Below are 15,793 nucleotides of genomic sequence, written 5' to 3'. Positions count from 1 at the left end.
GTCAGCCACGCCAGACACCAGTGGTTGCTCCGGGCCGATGACCACCAGGTCCGCGGCAATCTCGCGGGCCAGGGCGGTCACGGCCGCCGGGTCATCGACAGCCACATCGTGCCGCGTGGCGTGCATACCTGCATTCCCAGGTGCGACATGAAGGTCATGCTCGCCAGAGGACGTACGGGACAGTGCAGTAAGCAGGGCGTGTTCGCGGCCGCCCGAACCGATGACAAGGATGCGCATGCTTGCGATTGTATCGCTACCCTGGGCAGGCATGAGCACAGTTTTTACAAAGATTCTGAACGGTGAGATCCCCGGTCGCTTCGTCTACCGCGATGAGACCGTCGCCGCCTTTTTGACCATTGAGCCCATCGCCTACGGCCACACCCTGGTCATTCCTGTTGCGGAAGTAGACAAGTGGACCGACCTTGACCCACAGGTCTGGCTGCACGCCAACGAGGTCGCGCAGGAGATCGGCCGAGCTATCATCGACGCGTTTGGGTCCGAGCGCGCCGGCTACCTCATCGCCGGTTTTGAGGTGCCACACGCCCACATCCACGTCTTCCCCGCCAATGACATGTCGGGCTACAACCTGGCCAGCGTCATGCGCCCTGACGACACCGATCCCGCCGAGATGGACCTCGCCGCGGCAAAACTGAGGGAGAGGTTAGGAACCGGAGAAGACGGGCGCCGATAAGCAACTAGGCTTTGGGCAAGCTGACGGTGAATTTCGTGCCTTTACCAAGTTCGCTAGCCACGGTGATCGCGCCGTCATGCTGCTCGACGAGTGACTTTGTAATGGCCAAACCCAGCCCGGAACCGCCGCCTTTAGAGCGATTGCGGGAGGTGTCGGCGCGGTAAAAGCGCTCAAAGATGTGGGCGGCGTCCTCCGGCGACATGCCCACGCCGTTGTCTTCCACGTCGATGTAGACGCGGTCGAGATATTCGCGCACCGTGACGGTGACCTCCGCGTCGGGGCCGGCATGTTTGAAGCCGTTCGAAATCAGGTTGAGCAGCACCTGATGGAGGCGGTCGGGGTCGCCGGAAACCATGGGAATGTCGTCGGCAACGTTGTTGACGTGCAGCGAGCGATCCGGGAATGCCGCACGCGCGGAACTAGCGACGGAAAGCACGAGTTCCAGCATGTCCACGCTGCGCATGTTCAGGCGTGAGCCGTCCGCACGAGTGAGCGCCAACAGGTCCTCCACCAGAAGTTTCATGCGGCCGGATTCTTCGTCAATTTTGCTTAACACCATGTCCGCGTCTTCGGTCGCCCCGGCGCGGTACAGCTCCGTGTAGCCGCGGATGCTGGTCAGCGGAGTGCGCAGCTCGTGCGAGGCGTCACCGACAAAGCGGCGCATTTGCTCCTCTTTCTCCTGTGACTTTTCGAGTGTTTCCTGCAGCTGCTCAATCATAGTGTTCATGGCGTAAGACAGCTGCCCCACCTCGGTGCTTCGTGGCCAGTTCGGTGCGCGGCAATCTGTCGCGCCGTCCGCAATTGCCATCGCGGTATTTTCCAGATCTTTGATAGGCAGCAGAGCGCGCCGCACGAAGAATGTGCCCGCCGCGCCCATCATCGCAAGCACAAGAATGCTTATCGACGCCAACACCACCCCCAGCCCATCCAACAGTCGCACCTCATCATCCAGCCTCTTAGCCACGATGGTGACCGTGCCATCCACAGCCTGCACTGCGATCACCCGGAACTGTTTCTCTTCCCCGGTGTCGCTCGAGGGAAGAGAGGCGACGGTGTGGGGCTGACGGTCATAGGTCAGCCCACTCAAATTAGGGATGTCCCCAGAGGCATTAATCGCCCGAAGCTCTCCCTCCACGAAGGAGATGAGCATGTACTCACTCGGTAAGGATGTGTTCATGGAGCGGGTATCAGGATTCAACGCCCACGAATCAAGACTGCGTTTGAGGTCTGCGTCCACGCGCTCATAAATCTGCTTATGCGTCAGCCCCCACACGGCCGTGGACATGCCAATGAGACCGAGGCCAGCCACCACCATCAAGATGACCAGCAAGCGCGTAGCCAGCCGAATTCGAGAAACCCAGCCAGTGGCAAAACGCAGAAAAGTAGCCGGCCGGCCTGTGAAGTGTTTCGTGGGGGACCCCATGAGAGATGGAGTCTAGCCCTTACTGACGCGGAGTACGCAGAACATAGCCAACGCCGCGCACCGTCTGAATAAGGTTTGGCTCTTCCTGGTCCACCTTGCGGCGCAGGTAAGAAATGTAGGACTCCACGACGTTTCCGTCCCCACCGAAATCGTAGTGCCACACGTTGTCCAGGATCTTCGCCTTGGACAGCACCACCTCAGCATTGAGCATCAAGTAGCGCAGCAGGTTGAACTCAGTGGGCGACAGTTCAACGATCTGACCTGCCTTAGTCACCTCATGCGTCTCGTCGTTCAAGGTGAGGTCTGCGTAACGGATCGTGGCGTCCTTCGACTCCTCATCGGTGACATTGCCGCGGCGCAGAATCACGCGCAGACGAGTAATCACCTCTTCGAGGGAGAACGGCTTGGTCACATAATCATCCGCACCAATGGTCAGGCCATGGATACGATCCTCCACCGCATCCTTAGCAGTGAGGAAGAGGGCCGGGGCATCCAACCCCTCCGCGCGCAGCTTGGACAGCAACTCAAAGCCATCCATCCCCGGCATCATCACATCCAGGATGTACGCGTCCGGCTCGTGCTCATGAGCCAGCTTCAGCGCCTCCTGACCCGAATCAGCCGTGACAACGTCAAAGCCCTGAAACTTCAACGACACAGTCAACAGGTCAACGATATTCGGCTCATCATCAACAACAAGAACTTTCACATTCTGCGGGGTTGTGGTCTCAGCCATGATGTTTTCTGGGTTCGCTTTCTCTAGGTTTCATAAGAACGCATGTAGCTCGCATCAGTAAACAACCCCAGCCTGAACGTTTCCTGTATGTCGGCTGGGTGGGGGTAAGGGGTTTATCGTCGATAAGCGAAAAAATGAGCTGGAGACGAGACTTGAACTCGCAACCTACGGTTTACAAGACCGTTGCGCTACCGATTGCGCCACTCCAGCACCCGCGCCCGAAGGCACTGACCCGTCATCATACAAGCAGCCCACCCCAAGCCACAAAAGATATAGGGGGGGAATGAGTATGCGCCGGTCACCCAACAAGATACTGTGTCCGATGTGGCAACGGTGATGAAGAATTTACGGGACGCACTGCGCTCGTCCGGCCCTGTAGCAACGATCGACCAGGCGCGCACGTCTCCGCCGCCGTCCGTCCTGGCACCGGTTGACCTGACAGACCCCGCGCAAGTTGCCGCGGTGATGACCATCGGGGCGCGAGTCGGAGAAATCCTCATCGCCAACGGCACCACCAGCTCTGACGCCAAAGCGCAAATACACGCCGTCACTTCTTCCTACGGCCTGCACTACTGCCACGTAGACATCACGCTGAACACCATCACCGTGAACTCCATCATCGGGACCACTCGCAAACAACCCGTCGGGGTGTTCCGCGTCGTCGCCGATATGACCGAGAACTACACCAAACTGCAGGAAGTCGACCGGCTCATCCGCTCCATCCGCGCCGGCGCAACCCCGCCGGAAATGGCCGAAAAAATCCTCGACGACATCTACAACGCCAAACCCCCCTACCCCTGGTGGGTCTCCATCGCCGGCTGGACCATGCTCGGCGCCGCCGTGGCCATCCTGCTCGGAGGGGACCTTTCCATGTCCGCCCTCGGCGCCATCACCGCAGCACTCATCACCTCCATCAACCTGTGGCTAGGCAAAAACGAACTACCGTACTTCTACCACTGCGTTGTCGGCGGCTTTCTCGCCACTGTGCCAGCAGCAATCTTCTACACATTGGCCGCCCGCGCAGGAACGACGATCGTGCCAAGCCAAGTCATCGCAACCGGCATCGTCGTGCTACTCGCCGGCCTAACACTCGTGCAATCACTCCAAGACGGGGTCACCGGCTCCCCCGTCACCGCCAGCGGTCGCTTCTTCCAAGCCATCCTGTTCACCGGCGCAATCGTCGCTGGTGTGGCAGGCGGCATCCAAGTCGCCGATCTCATGGGCGCAGGCCTTCCTCCTATCGAGACGCAACCGCCCACACCGACCTACAGCTCCGCCGCCGTACGCATCATCGGTGGTGCAATCGCCGCCGCCGGTTTTGCGCTCGCCGCCTACGCGGAGATCCGTGCAATCATCGTGTCCGCCGTCACCGCGCTGGTGGGCGGTTTCACCTACTACGCCGTACTCATCCCCTTCGGCGCTGGGCGCCTCTTCGCCGTATCACTGTGCGCCATCATGGTCGGCCTCGCCGGTGGTTTGCTGGCCCGCCGCTTCCTCATCGCGCCGCTCATCACCGCCGTCGCCGGCGTCACCCCGTTTCTCCCCGGCTCCGGCGTCTACCGCAGTATGTACGCTTTGCTCAACGAGCAAACCGTACTAGGCCTGAACAATCTTTTCCTTGCCATCGGTACCTGCATGGCCCTTGCCGGCGGGGTCGTCCTCGGCGAATGGATCACCCGCCGCATCCGCCGCCCCGAACTTTTCAACCCCTACAACGCTTTCCGCGCCGCAGGCCGAATCACGTTCCAGCAGATCAGACGCGCCGAACAAGCCGCTTCTCGACGCCTCACAGGCCACCCCTCCAAAAAACACCAGCCCAAACCCCCCAAGCAGCCCAAGCGTCCAAACATCCCGCCGACTGGGCAGTAGCGTAGAATGAACGGGCCGAGAAGGGCTCGTGGATAAGCAATCAACCCGACACCGATGGAGGTAACCGTGCCACCCAAGATCACTGACAGCCGCCCGAACCCGGACGCCGTCCATGCGGTCGAGGAACAAACCGCCGCGGGCGCGCGCAGTGTGGTGGCCACCTACGCCGAGGACCTGACGGACGGGGTGACCTTGATGTGCATGCTTGGCGTCGAACCGGAAGGTCTGGTGTACAAGCAGTACGAAGAGGACCTGGCCGGCACAGAGGCCGCGAGCGAGCCGGCAAAGAAGGCGACGAAGAAGGCTGCCAAGAAAACGGCCAAAAAGTCAGCCAAGAAAACGGTGAAGAAGGCCGCAAAGAAAGCTGCCAAGAAGACGGCTAAGAAAACAGCCAAGAAATCCACCAAGAAAACCGCTAAGAAATCCACGAGCAGCTAGAAAGTTCGAGGACGAATCATGAGCGGGGACAACGCATTCGTTGTCATAGCTAACCGCCTGCCAGTTGACCGGGTTGACGGACAATGGGTGGCATCCCCCGGTGGGCTCGTGGCGGCGCTTGCCCCCGTGTTGAAGCGCAACAGTGGCTGCTGGGTCGGCTGGCCCGGCGAGCCCGATGCGACGTTCCCGCCTTTTACCCACGACGGCATCCGGCTCCAACCCGTCAAACTCGACGCGGATGACTTCGAGGACTTCTACGAGGGGTTTTCCAACTCCACGCTGTGGCCGCTGTACCACGACTTGATTGTCACGCCGCAGTACCACCGTCAGTGGTGGCAGCGTTACCGCGCGGTGAATGAGAAGTTTGCGCGCGCCGCCGCCGACGCCGCAGCGGAAGGTGCAACGGTGTGGGTGCAGGATTACCAACTGCAGCTGGTGCCCGGGATGTTGCGGGAGCTGCGCCCAGATGTGACCATCGGGTTTTTCCTGCATATTCCTTTCCCCCATCCGGATCTGTTCCGCCAGTTGCCGTGGCGCAAGCAAGTGCTGCGCGGGCTAGAGGCAGCGGACCTGATCGGCTTCCAGCGGCGCCGAGATGAAACAAACTTCCTGGATCTTGCCGCCAGCGACCCGGATGTGACTACACCGCGGACGGGGACCTTTCCTATCTCGATTGACGCTAGCGAGTTCGACAAAGCCGACGACGCCGCCATTGCGCAAGTCCGCGGATTGGTGTCTAACCCAGACACGCTCATGCTCGGGGTGGACCGCCTTGACTACACCAAGGGCATCCTGCAGCGCCTGACCGCGTTTGAGGAGCTCTTGAAGGAAGGCCGGCTGGAATCGGCGGCGCTGATTCAGGTGGCTACGCCGTCGCGGGAGCGCATCGATAGCTATAAGGCTACCCGTGCCGGCGTGGAGGAAGCGGTCGGTCGGATCAACGGCCGCTACGGCAAGCTGGGCCACCCGGTGGTGCACTACGAGCACCATGCGGTGTCAAAGTCCCAGCTCCGCAGTTACTATTCCGCCGCCGACATCATGCTGGTCACGCCATTTAAGGACGGCATGAACCTGGTGGCCAAGGAATACGTCGCGTGCCACCCGGATGGTTCCGGGGCGCTGGTCTTATCGGAGTTCGCAGGCGCTGCGGTGGAGTTGGACCGGGCGCACCTGTGCAATCCGTTTGATGTGGAGTCGGTGAAAAACTCCATCGTCGCCGCCATCGAGGCGCAGGGCTCCCCCGCCGGGCGCGATGCGATGCTGCACATGAATGCGCACGTGCGCGAGCATGATGTGTCGCGTTGGGCGGAAGCATTTTTGAGCGAGCTCGCCGCTGTGAGAAAGGACCGTTGATGAAGCGTGTGGTGGCGTTAGCCTCCTGTGTTCTGCTTGCCGGGTGCGCGTCGCAGCCGGGAGAGCTGGAGGAGACGACGTGGGAGGTTGTTGCGGTGTATGTTGATCCGGCGACGCCGGGTGGGGTGACGCCGGATGCGGCTGGTCGCGCGGTGCTTGCGTTCGGCCCCTCGTCAATCGCGGTGCAGACGGGATGCGCCCCTTTGCAGGCGCGGGCTGAAGTCTCCAGTGATTTTGTCCGGTTGGTGGAAGTCAAGGAAGGCCCGCTTATCGACGCCTGCCAGGGCGGCACCCGCCTCCTCCACAACCACCTGACCTCCCTGCTGACCGAGGGCTCCGAGTTCGACATCCGCAGCTACGGCGAGGACTCACCCAAAGAGCTAGTGATGACCAAGCGGACGGATGCGGTGGATAAGCCCGCGTTAAGGCTCGTGGCACAGTGACAGGCGCTGTGATGAGCAAGCTACTTTCTTCGCTGGCGCAGGTAGAGAACCTCCTGGTCTGCGTTGATTTTGATGGCACAATCTGCGAGCTTGGGCCTGACGCATATGCGGTTCAGCCGCATCCTGGGGCGATCACTGCCCTGGAGGAACTTGCGGGACTTTCGGGAACCACTGTTGCCGTGTTATCCGGGCGCCACTTGGAGGGCTTGCGGCAGGTATGCCCGCTACGGGAGCCGGTGATCCTCGTGGGCTCCCATGGTGCGGAACCAACCCACGGCGGGCCGACCTTGAGCGCTGATGAGCAGGCTGAATTGGACCGCATTGGCGCCGAGCTGAAACGGATCGCGGTGGCGGCGTCCTTCGTGGAAGAAAAGCCCTACCAGCGCGTGCTGCACGTAGCCAAAGTGAAGGATGTCACGCTCAGGGCCGCAATGCTGCGTGACGCCCTCGCACTCACCTCACGCATTCCGCCGATGCCGGGTCACAACGTCGTGGAGTTTTCAGCCGTAACCACAACGAAGGGAACGTGGTTAGCCGCTGAGAAAACACGCTTCGATGCCACTTTGTTCGCAGGTGATGACGTCACCGATGAAACCGCTCTCGCTGTGCTCGACCCGGCGCGGGGCGATGTGGGAATCAAAGTCAGCGCAGCAACCGGCAGCACCGCCTCAGCCGAGACCTGCGCGCAGCATCGCCTCGGCTCCGTGGAAGAGATGGCGCAGTTTCTTCTCAATCTCGCGGTGGCCCGACGGTCTGCCCAGGACTGAAACGGGTGGGAAGGGTGAGGCGGGGAAGGTGGGGGGATTCGTCGATAAGCGAACTTTCAACGAGCTCCGAGAGCACTTTCCCCACGGTCGCGCCCTTCTGCTTGTTGGGCTGAATTACCGTGGTCAAGCCGCGCGCAAGGGCCCACTCCACGCCGTCGAAGCCCGTGACGGAGATATCCCCCGGCACATCCAAGCCATGTTCGAGGCAGTATTCCAGCACACCGAGCGCCATCGAATCCGTCGTACACAGCACCCCGGTCAGGTCCGGGGCCTGCGCGAACAGCTCACGCGCGGCATCCATCGCGGACCCGTAATCATTGAAGTGACGCGTAACCACAGGCACATTGGTGATGCCGGCCTCCGTGAACACGTCGAGCGCACCCAGCACTCGGGCACGCTGCACGTGCATGTCTGCCGCTTCGACCTCTGCTTTAGTCACGGTGCCTTCGCGCGCCACGTCCTTGAACAAGCGCTTACCCACAATGCCAATCCTGCGATGGCCCGCCTCCACGAGAGCACGCGCCGCCGGCTTAATCGCCTCTCGGTCATCAATGCCCACGAAGGCGACGTCCCCCTCTGGGTACGGCTGATCGCACACCACCACCGGCAGGCCCCGCGCGTGCACTGCGTTAAGGTGTGGCTCGCCGTACGGCACGGAGTAAACCACGAAGCCGTCCACGAGCGCGCCAGCAATAAGTGGGCTTATCTCCCCTGTATCGGCCGGCCCCAATGGGATGAGGGTCAGCGCGGTGTTGGCGCCAGCGGAGCTCTCCCCGAGCCCGGCCAGAAAATCTATCGATGCCTGATCCTCAAACGCATACGACACATGCTCCGTCAGAATCACCCCAATCGCCCCCACCCGGCGCGTGCGCAAACTGCGGGCCATCGGGTCCGGCCCTGTGTAGCCGCGTGCGCGGGCCACCGCGAAGATCTTCTCGCGCAGCTCCGGGGACAGCTGCTCTGGGCGGTTGTAGGCATTCGACACCGTCGTACGCGAAACACCCAGCTCAGCGGCGATGGAGGCGAGAGTGCCCTTCTTCTGACTCATGTGGCCACTGTAACGCTAGTGTGTAGGACGTGATTGTCCAGCGCCTCATATTGCCCCACGACGGCCGCGAACGCCGCGTCACATGTGTCCTGCCGGAGGAGGTGTCACCGAGTGCGGATCTGGTGTTGTTCCTCCACGGCTCATTGCAGTCCGGCTCCGTCGCACGACGCTTCACAGCCAACACATTCGACGCGTTGACCGCGCGGGGCTGCGTCGTCGTGTACCCGGACGGCGTGGACAGGCATTTCAACGACCATCGAGTCGGCTTCAACGAGGCAGCGCGCAAATCGCTTATCGACGATACCTCCTTCCTCACCTCCCTCCCCTCCCACCTCACCGCAGAGTTTGGCTCAGACATTGGCACAGGCTTTGGCCGGATCATCGGCTGTGGCTTCTCCAACGGTGGCCAGATGCTGCAACGACTGGGGTTGGAGGCGCCCGGTTTCCTGGATGGCATCGCATGTTTCGGATCGCCGTGGCCGGCGGCTGATAACGTGCTGCCGGAACTCGCCGCGCACTTCGAGGATTGGGCGCCCGTCCCCGTCCTCTCCGTTCAAGGGACAGCGGACCCTCTCGTGCCCTATGAAGGTGGCGTCTCCGGCATCGGCAACGCCAACCGTGGAGTGGCGCGCTCCGCACTAGACTCCGCTCGCTTCTTCGCGCAGCTCAACGGGCTCGATTCTGGCGATTACACCACCACAGAAGTGGTAGAGGGGGTGTGGGTGGATAGGTGGGGTGAACGTCGAGAAGCGAAAAATCCGGTCGAGCTGTGGACGATCGAGGGCATGGGTCACCTGGTGCCCAACCCGAAAGAGATGGACAAAAAGCTCGGCCCCGGCACGAACAAAGTCGTGGGGGCCGAGCTGGTGGCGGAGTTCTTCGGGCTCTAGATAAATAGCTCAAGTCGAGCCAGTGCGACTAGCGGCCGGGATTATTTGTTGGCGTTGGTGATGGCGGCGTCGATAAGCTCCTTGAATCGCGGCGCAGCCCACCGCACGGTTAGCGGGTTGATGATCGACGACGCGGTGACCAACGACTGATCCGTCGCTGCGACCTCGGCACCTTTCTCGATGGCCTTGATGCGAGAGTAGACAGGGTCCTTGTGCATCTCATCACGGTTAGCTTCATCAGAGTAGAACGTGAATATGAGATCAGAGCTGTTTAGTGCGTCCGCGTTCTCTTTGGACAGTTCAGCGGAGTCGGTGCCGGGAACTTCCGGGAACTGCTTGTACACATCGTCAACTTTCAGGCCAAGGTTGGACACGAACGCGACGCGCTGCTCGCCGGGAAGGAAAATACCCAGGTTCTGGGGGCCACTATTGTAAATGTAACTGAAGGTGTAGTTACCGTAGTCTTCTTCGGTCTGCTCCTCGAAGGCTGCTTTGACATCGTCCTTGACGGCTTGGGCTTTGTCGGGTTCACCAAGTGCTTGAGCAATGACGTCGACTTGCTCTTCCCAGGTGATCGTCCACGGATCTTTCTCGTAGGCGATGGTTGGGGCAATCTTGGACAGCTGGTCGTACTGTTCCTGAGTGATGCCTGACCATGGTGCGAGGATCACGTCAGGTTTGTAGCCGAGGATTTCCTCTGCGCTAAGCGCGTCATCGCCTTCGAACTGTTCGGGCAGCTCGCCACCACGTTCTTCGACGGCTTCCTTGACCCAGGGGAGGTAGCCGGAAGCGTCGGACCCCCAGGCGTAGGACTGGATCGCAACGGGGGTGTGGCCCATCGCGATGGCGATTTCGGCAGAGCCTTGACCAATGGTGACGATGCGCTCGGGCTTCTCCTTGATTTCTGCGGTCCCGAGCGCGTGTTTGATGGACACGGGCTGGAAGTCGCCTGCGGGCGCGCCGTTTGCGGAACCGGGGTCGTTCGGGTCGTTTGCGGTGCCGGAGCACGCGGCGAGTGCCACCGCGGTTGCACAGGCTACGAAAAGGCTAGCGATACGTTTCATGTCAATCCTTCCACCCATAAATAGTTCGATAGGTCAGGCTACCCTAACTGGTGCTAGGTAGTCTAGACTGCCTGTCATGAAAACTGCGACGCAGGCGGATCCGCCACCCCATACGGTGCGCTCCGGTTTCAGCCTGACGGGCAAAAGTGGTGCATTAGCAGCACTTTTCGCGTTGCTCGCGGCGGGGTTCATACTCAGTCTTGCGGTTGGCGCGCGCAACATCGAGCTTGTCGACGTCTGGCACGCACTCACCCACATCCGCGACCTCCGCCGCAACATGGACACGATTTCACAGGACGAACTCACTGTTGCGGCGCTGCGGTTCCCGCGCACGCTGTTGGCAATCCTCGTGGGAGCGGCCCTCGGCGTGGCGGGGGCATTGATTCAGGGGCACACGCGCAACCCGTTGGCAGATCCGGGAATTTTGGGAGTGTCTGCGGGGGCGGCGCTGGCGGTGGTGGTGTCATTCACGTTCCTCGGGGTAACAAGCGTGACCGGGTCAGCGGTCGTGGCGTTCATCGGGGCGGGGCTAGCCACGGTAGCGGTTTTCGCGCTCGCCGCTGCGGGAAACGGCCATGTCAACCCGTTGAATCTGATACTTGGCGGGGCTGCGTTGTCGGCGGTGATGGGGGCAGCCACCTCCGCCTTCGTGCTTATCGACGCCAACTCCCTCGACCAAATGCGTTTCTGGAACGTAGGCTCCGTGGCAGGCCGCAGCCTCGACGTCTTCTGGGGTGTGCTGCCGTTCATCGGCTTCGGGGTGGTGGCGGCATTCGCTTCGGCCCCAGGGCTGAACCTGTTGACGCTGGGCGAAGACGTAGCCAGCTCACTAGGCGTAAATGTGCAACGACACCGGGTGGCCGGGATGGCGATCATCGCTCTACTAGCCGGCTCCGCAACAGCAGCGGCAGGCCCAATCGGCTTCCTCGCCCTGGTTGTTCCGCACATCAGCCGCACAATCTGCGGTCCGGACTATCGCTGGATCCTCCCCCTCTCCAGTGTCATTGGGGCGAACTTTTTGCTGTACGCCGATATCGCCGGACGCCTCATCGCCCGCCCAGCGGAAGTGCAAGTGGGCATCGTGCTGGCGTTTGTGGGGGCCCCGTTCTTCATATGGATGATGTACAGGAATAAGGTGAGGGCGCTGTGAAGGAGGCAGTGAGGGCGTCGATAAGCATAGGCGGATTGAGCGCGGCGTGGCGGCCGCGAACCTTCCTTGCCACGGTGCTGCTGGCGCTGACTGTGCTTGTGATCTTCGCCCTCAAGCTCGCTGTGGGCGATTACAACCTGCCACTTGGCGCCGTTTGGAACGTTCTGCTCGGCGGGGGTGAGACGACAGAGAAACTCGTGGTGCTCAAATGGCGTATGCCACGCGCTGCAACAGCCGTCGGCGTGGGCGCCACACTGGGGCTATCTGGTGCGCTGATGCAGTCTGTCACGCGGAACCCGCTGGCTAGTCCCGATATCCTCGGCATCACGATGGGCGCGTCCGCTGCAGCCGTCACTGTGATCGTGATTGGCACGGGAAGCGCGAGCGTGGTCACGTCATGGATCGGTGGGCTGGGCATCTCCACTGCGGCAGCAGGCGGCGCAATGGCGTCGGCGCTGGTGATCTGGCTGCTTGCGTTCCGGCGCAATGTCGATTCCTTCCGTCTGGTCCTCTTCGGCGTGATCATCAATGCGCTGCTCCAAGCGTACGTCAGCTACCTTCTCATCCGCGCCGATCTTCGCGACGCCCAAGCAGCCACTGTCTGGCTTACCGGCTCCCTCAACGCCGCCAACTGGCATACCGCCACCCCCGTCTTCGTCCTGCTGGGAGTATTTATCCCTGTCATAGCCTGGATCAGCTACCAGTTCAAAGCGATGGAGCTTGGCCCTGATTTCGCCACCGGATTGGGGCAGAACCCCCGCCGGAACCAATTAACGTTCATCGCCTGCTCGGCCGTTCTTGCAGCCGTGGCGGTGGCAGCGGCAGGACCAATCGGGTTCGTCGCATTCGTCGCGCCGCAGGTGGCGTTGCGTCTGTGCGCGGTTTCTTCACCGCCACTGACCGCTTCAGCGCTCACCGGCGCGCTGCTCGTCACAGCGTCCGACTTGGTCACCACCCACGCTCTGCCCGTCGCCCTTCCGGTGGGCCTGCTCACCGCAGTGCTTGGCGGAAGCTTCCTCATCTACGTGCTGATTCAAAACAACCGGAGGAATTCGATCTAATGGACGGCATCACCGTGCGCAACCTACGGGTCTCATACGGAACGAAGACAGTCATTGACGGACTCGACGTAAACATCCCTGCCGGCAAAGTGACCACGGTCATCGGGCCTAACGGGTGCGGGAAGTCGACAATGTTGAAGGCGGTGGGGCGACTAGTGGCGTCGTCAGGCGAAGTGCTTCTTGGTGGCCGCGACGTGCGCGCGATGCCCCGCAAACAGCTCGCCACGCTGTTGTCCATGCTGCCTCAAAGCCCCACAGCGCCCGAGGGACTACTGGTCAAAGACCTGGTGGGGCGGGGCAGACACCCGCATCAAACGTGGTTCAACCAATGGTCATCGACAGACCGCGAGGTCGTCGCAGACGCGCTCGCCCAAACCCAATCGACCGACCTGGCGAACCGTGACATCAACCAGCTCTCCGGCGGGCAGCGCCAACGCGTCTGGATCTCCATGGTCCTCGCTCAACAAACGCCCACCATGCTTCTCGACGAACCCACCACCTACCTCGACCTCTCCACCTCCATCGACGTACTCAACCTAGTGCGGCGGCTCAACACCCAACTCGACCGCACCGTGGTCATGGTGCTACACGACCTCAACCTCGCCGCCCGCTACTCCGACCACCTCCTTGTCATACGCGACGGCGCGCTGCACGCCGCCGGATCCCCCGCTGACGTGATCACACCTGATCTACTGCGCAGCGTCTTCGACCTTGAGGCGTTGGTCGAAGAAGATCCTGCCGTCGGCGGTCCGCTCATCATTCCCGCAGCACCGGTGGGAAAAAGGTGACACCGTGGCTATCTCACCATCGGCGGCGTTTACAGACCCCCACATCAACACCATCCCCACCCGCGACGGCGCGGAAGTATTCACAGCGGAAGTCGTGTCCAACAAACTAATCGCGCCACACGTTCGGGAGATCACTTTCTATGCCCCTGAGCTGGCCAGTTTCGGCATCACAGGACCCGACGAATTCTTCGGCCTGCTCATGCCACAGCACGGCCAGGACTATACGCCGATACCTCCGCAGGCAACGGCGAACATCCGCGGCCATGTCGCGTCGCTGCCCAGTGCCACCCGTCCCGATCTTCGCTGGTACACAATCCGCCACTTGAACTGGCGTGACAACACTCTATCCACACAGATCGTCACTCACGGAGTAGACAACGTCGCCGATGCGAAAGGCCCCGGCCTACGATGGGTACTCTCCGCCACTCCCGGCGACAAGGTGGGCATTGTGGCGGCAAACGGGCTGTGGCACCGGCCGTCGTACGCCCCGTTCAATCGTGCGGAGCCGCAGCTGCTCGTCGGTGACGCAACCTCCGCCCCGTCAATCCTGGGCATTCTCGAGTTCCTCGACGAATTCCACCCTGCCGAGCTGGCTCAAACACACGTTGTTCTCGTGTCCGAATCGTCCGCCGATCATTCACCGGAGTTCCTCAATTGGCGATCACGCGTGGCCAGCATGGACATCGTGTATGCCGGCTACTCCGATCACGTCGATGCTCTACTACAGTGCCTGACCTGCAAGCTCCGTGTTGAACGCAAGTTTGACGGCATCCGCTACGTCTACGCCTGCTGCGAATCCGCGTTAGCGAAACAAGCGCGCCGGTTTGCCAAAGAAGAACTGGGACTTGCCCCGAAGAACATCTTCTGGAGTCCTTTCTGGATCCAGGGCCGCGCCCGTCCCTGACCGCACCCCCTCTGCGCACGGCAGACGATACAGCCCGCCACCACAACGCGGCAGCTCTAGCTCGTGCGGCGCTGGCGGGCGAACTCGCTGAGCACAACACCCGCGGCGACGGAGGCGTTGAGGGACTCCACCCAGTCCGCAGTGGGGATAGACATGATGACGTCGCAGTTCTCACGCACCAGGCGGGAAATGCCCTTGCCCTCGGAACCGACGACGATGACCACCGGGTCCGTCGCACCGTTGAACGTGTCCAGGGTGTGCTCCCCGCCCGCGTCAAGGCCCACGACCATGTAGCCGTTGTTTTTGAACTCCTTGATCGTGCGCGTGAGATTCGTCGCACGCGCAACCGGCAGACGGGCAGCCGTGCCGGCAGACGTCCGCCACGCAACACCCGTGACCTGTGCTGAACGACGCTCCGGGATGATTACGCCGTGGCCGCCGAACGCCGCTGTCGAACGGATCACCGCACCCAGGTTGCGCGGGTCCGTGATGTTGTCCAGGACGACGAACATGCCGGTTTCGCCGCGATCATTCACGCCAGCGATGAGGTCGAAGACGTCGGCGTACTTGTACGGCTGAATCTTCAGGCCGATGCCCTGGTGGAGAGTGTTGCCAGTCATGTTGTCCAGGTCCCGGCGCGGCACCTCATGCACCGGGATCTGGCGAGTGTTGGCCATGAGGACGGCCTCGCTCAAGCGATCATCGTGGCCCGTGCCGTGCGCGATGATAAGGGCCTCAGCCGGCACCTTCGCGTGCAAGCACTCGATGACAGGGTTGCGGCCCACCACGAGGTCCGCTTGCTCCCGTTCATGGCGGCCCTGATCACGGCGCTGGCGCTCCAACTTCCGCTTATGGGCGGAGTGGTACACGCGGTCCTCGGCCTTCGGTGTCGGCCCCTTGCCCGCCAGGCCACGTCGACGCTTGCCGCCGGAGCCTTTAGTGGCGCCTTTCTTGTTCTTCTTTTGCTTATCGGGGCGCTCGTACGGTTTAGCCATTCTTCTTTATCCCTTCAGCTCCCACGTGGCACCATCGGCGGTGTCGGTGACATCGATGCCAGCGGCGGCCAGACGGTCGCGGACTTCGTCGGCGGTGGCCCAGTCCTTGTCGGCGCGAGCCTGCGCGCGACGTTCCAGTTCAACCTGGACGAGGACATCCAGAGCCGCCTCCGCCG

General features: G+C 61.7%; 17 protein-coding genes, 1 tRNA gene and 1 pseudogene. 11 read left to right on the top strand and 8 right to left on the bottom strand.

Going from position 1 to position 15,793, the window contains the following annotated elements; genetic code table 11:
• A pseudogene (locus F4V54_RS07945) lies at window positions 1–237 on the bottom strand (phosphoribosylamine--glycine ligase N-terminal domain-containing protein); the annotation flags it as partial.
• Window positions 238–268: 31 nt separating this feature from the next.
• Between F4V54_RS07945 and F4V54_RS07940 the strand changes: the two are divergent.
• On the top strand, window positions 269–691 hold the full coding sequence (locus F4V54_RS07940) for an HIT family protein (protein WP_150386786.1): 423 nt from the start codon (window positions 269–271) through the stop codon (window positions 689–691).
• Between the two features lie 4 nt (window positions 692–695).
• Here the strand turns inward: F4V54_RS07940 and F4V54_RS07935 are convergent, their stop codons facing one another.
• The 3 genes from F4V54_RS07935 to F4V54_RS07925 form a co-directional block, all read right to left on the bottom strand.
• Window positions 696–2,114 carry a sensor histidine kinase gene (locus tag F4V54_RS07935; RefSeq protein ID WP_150386785.1) on the bottom strand — a complete coding sequence of 473 codons (1,419 nt, stop codon included), beginning with the start codon at window positions 2,112–2,114 and terminating at the stop codon, window positions 696–698.
• 19 nt (window positions 2,115–2,133) lie between these two features.
• Complete coding sequence (locus F4V54_RS07930) at window positions 2,134–2,847, bottom strand: response regulator transcription factor (protein WP_034662242.1); 714 nt, start codon at window positions 2,845–2,847, stop codon at window positions 2,134–2,136.
• A 137-nt stretch (window positions 2,848–2,984) separates the two neighbouring features.
• Window positions 2,985–3,057 (bottom strand) — tRNA-Thr (locus F4V54_RS07925).
• 126 nt (window positions 3,058–3,183) lie between these two features.
• On the opposite strand from F4V54_RS07925, the gene thrE reads away from it, so the two are divergent.
• The 5 genes from thrE (at window position 3,184) to F4V54_RS07900 (ending at window position 7,717) form a co-directional block, all read left to right on the top strand.
• Window positions 3,184–4,716 (top strand): threonine/serine exporter ThrE, encoded by a 1,533-nt coding sequence (gene thrE, locus F4V54_RS07920; RefSeq protein WP_170253130.1) that lies wholly within the window; start codon window positions 3,184–3,186, stop codon window positions 4,714–4,716.
• Between the two features lie 66 nt (window positions 4,717–4,782).
• Window positions 4,783–5,154, top strand: coding sequence for a histone (locus F4V54_RS07915; protein ID WP_150386784.1), 372 nt, complete (start codon window positions 4,783–4,785; stop codon window positions 5,152–5,154).
• Window positions 5,155–5,172: 18 nt separating this feature from the next.
• A complete protein-coding gene (locus tag F4V54_RS07910; protein ID WP_150386783.1) occupies window positions 5,173–6,507 on the top strand; it encodes an alpha,alpha-trehalose-phosphate synthase (UDP-forming) in 1,335 nt (444 codons plus the stop codon).
• The gene (locus F4V54_RS07905) at window positions 6,507–6,950 is read left to right on the top strand and encodes a hypothetical protein (RefSeq protein WP_102723523.1); all 444 of its coding nucleotides are present in this window, start codon (window positions 6,507–6,509) and stop codon (window positions 6,948–6,950) included. Before F4V54_RS07910 ends, F4V54_RS07905 begins: the two co-directional genes overlap by 1 nt.
• 11 nt (window positions 6,951–6,961) lie before the next feature.
• Window positions 6,962–7,717, top strand: coding sequence for a trehalose-phosphatase (locus F4V54_RS07900; RefSeq protein ID WP_150386782.1), 756 nt, complete (start codon window positions 6,962–6,964; stop codon window positions 7,715–7,717).
• On the opposite strand, the gene F4V54_RS07895 is transcribed toward F4V54_RS07900, so the two are convergent.
• A complete protein-coding gene (locus tag F4V54_RS07895) occupies window positions 7,680–8,765 on the bottom strand; it encodes a LacI family DNA-binding transcriptional regulator (protein ID WP_150386781.1) in 1,086 nt (361 codons plus the stop codon). The two genes, F4V54_RS07900 and F4V54_RS07895, sit on opposite strands and share 38 nt — an antisense overlap.
• Window positions 8,766–8,794: 29 nt before the next feature.
• Here F4V54_RS07895 and F4V54_RS07890 point away from each other — a divergent pair, with 29 nt between their 5' ends.
• Window positions 8,795–9,655, top strand: coding sequence for a CE1 family esterase (locus F4V54_RS07890; RefSeq protein WP_034662228.1), 861 nt, complete (start codon window positions 8,795–8,797; stop codon window positions 9,653–9,655).
• Between the two features lie 41 nt (window positions 9,656–9,696).
• Here F4V54_RS07890 and F4V54_RS07885 read toward each other — a convergent pair whose 3' ends face one another.
• Window positions 9,697–10,719: an iron-siderophore ABC transporter substrate-binding protein gene (locus F4V54_RS07885; RefSeq protein WP_249041261.1), complete on the bottom strand. Its 1,023-nt coding sequence runs from the start codon at window positions 10,717–10,719 to the stop codon at window positions 9,697–9,699.
• 76 nt (window positions 10,720–10,795) lie between these two features.
• Here F4V54_RS07885 and F4V54_RS07880 point away from each other — a divergent pair, with 76 nt between their 5' ends.
• Genes F4V54_RS07880 through F4V54_RS07865 form a run of 4 tightly spaced genes read left to right on the top strand, consistent with a single transcriptional unit; the run spans window position 10,796 to window position 14,622 of the window.
• Window positions 10,796–11,869 (top strand): FecCD family ABC transporter permease, encoded by a 1,074-nt coding sequence (locus tag F4V54_RS07880; RefSeq protein ID WP_150386779.1) that lies wholly within the window; start codon window positions 10,796–10,798, stop codon window positions 11,867–11,869.
• Window positions 11,866–12,930: a FecCD family ABC transporter permease gene (locus F4V54_RS07875; RefSeq protein WP_249041260.1), complete on the top strand. Its 1,065-nt coding sequence runs from the start codon at window positions 11,866–11,868 to the stop codon at window positions 12,928–12,930. Before F4V54_RS07880 ends, F4V54_RS07875 begins: the two co-directional genes overlap by 4 nt.
• Window positions 12,930–13,718, top strand: coding sequence for an ABC transporter ATP-binding protein (locus F4V54_RS07870; protein WP_150386778.1), 789 nt, complete (start codon window positions 12,930–12,932; stop codon window positions 13,716–13,718). The genes F4V54_RS07875 and F4V54_RS07870 overlap by 1 nt, the downstream gene beginning before the upstream one ends.
• A gap of 4 nt (window positions 13,719–13,722) precedes the next feature.
• Window positions 13,723–14,622, top strand: a complete 900-nt coding sequence (locus F4V54_RS07865) for a siderophore-interacting protein (RefSeq protein ID WP_150386777.1) — start codon at window positions 13,723–13,725, stop codon at window positions 14,620–14,622.
• 56 nt (window positions 14,623–14,678) lie between these two features.
• Here F4V54_RS07865 and rlmB read toward each other — a convergent pair whose 3' ends face one another.
• Window positions 14,679–15,617: a 23S rRNA (guanosine(2251)-2'-O)-methyltransferase RlmB gene (gene rlmB / locus F4V54_RS07860; RefSeq protein WP_034662217.1), complete on the bottom strand. Its 939-nt coding sequence runs from the start codon at window positions 15,615–15,617 to the stop codon at window positions 14,679–14,681.
• Between the two features lie 6 nt (window positions 15,618–15,623).
• A partial coding sequence (locus tag F4V54_RS11760) for a CysS/YqeB C-terminal domain-containing protein (protein ID WP_428840489.1) occupies window positions 15,624–15,793 on the bottom strand: 170 nt, incomplete at its 5' end.

The sequence above is a fragment of the Corynebacterium tuscaniense genome, from assembly GCF_008693065.1.
Lineage (GTDB): Bacteria > Actinomycetota > Actinomycetes > Mycobacteriales > Mycobacteriaceae > Corynebacterium > Corynebacterium tuscaniense.
Note: the sequence above shows the minus strand (reverse complement) of the source record. Positions and strands in the feature narration are given on the sequence as shown.

What these genes read in the sequence shown, in the direction of transcription:
- F4V54_RS07885 (WP_249041261.1), bottom strand. Translation starts at nt 10,719, where the DNA reads ATGAAACGTATCGCTAGCCTTTTCGTAGCCTGTGCAACCGCGGTGGCA.
- F4V54_RS07930 (WP_034662242.1), bottom strand. Translation starts at nt 2,847, where the DNA reads ATGGCTGAGACCACAACCCCGCAGAATGTGAAAGTTCTTGTTGTTGAT.
- F4V54_RS07940 (WP_150386786.1), top strand. Translation starts at nt 269, where the DNA reads ATGAGCACAGTTTTTACAAAGATTCTGAACGGTGAGATCCCCGGTCGC.
- F4V54_RS07880 (WP_150386779.1), top strand. Translation starts at nt 10,796, where the DNA reads ATGAAAACTGCGACGCAGGCGGATCCGCCACCCCATACGGTGCGCTCC.
- thrE (WP_170253130.1), top strand. Translation starts at nt 3,184, where the DNA reads ATGAAGAATTTACGGGACGCACTGCGCTCGTCCGGCCCTGTAGCAACG.
- F4V54_RS07905 (WP_102723523.1), top strand. Translation starts at nt 6,507, where the DNA reads ATGAAGCGTGTGGTGGCGTTAGCCTCCTGTGTTCTGCTTGCCGGGTGC.
- rlmB (WP_034662217.1), bottom strand. Translation starts at nt 15,617, where the DNA reads ATGGCTAAACCGTACGAGCGCCCCGATAAGCAAAAGAAGAACAAGAAA.
- F4V54_RS07870 (WP_150386778.1), top strand. Translation starts at nt 12,930, where the DNA reads ATGGACGGCATCACCGTGCGCAACCTACGGGTCTCATACGGAACGAAG.
- F4V54_RS07910 (WP_150386783.1), top strand. Translation starts at nt 5,173, where the DNA reads ATGAGCGGGGACAACGCATTCGTTGTCATAGCTAACCGCCTGCCAGTT.
- F4V54_RS07935 (WP_150386785.1), bottom strand. Translation starts at nt 2,114, where the DNA reads ATGGGGTCCCCCACGAAACACTTCACAGGCCGGCCGGCTACTTTTCTG.
- F4V54_RS07895 (WP_150386781.1), bottom strand. Translation starts at nt 8,765, where the DNA reads ATGAGTCAGAAGAAGGGCACTCTCGCCTCCATCGCCGCTGAGCTGGGT.
- F4V54_RS07900 (WP_150386782.1), top strand. Translation starts at nt 6,962, where the DNA reads ATGAGCAAGCTACTTTCTTCGCTGGCGCAGGTAGAGAACCTCCTGGTC.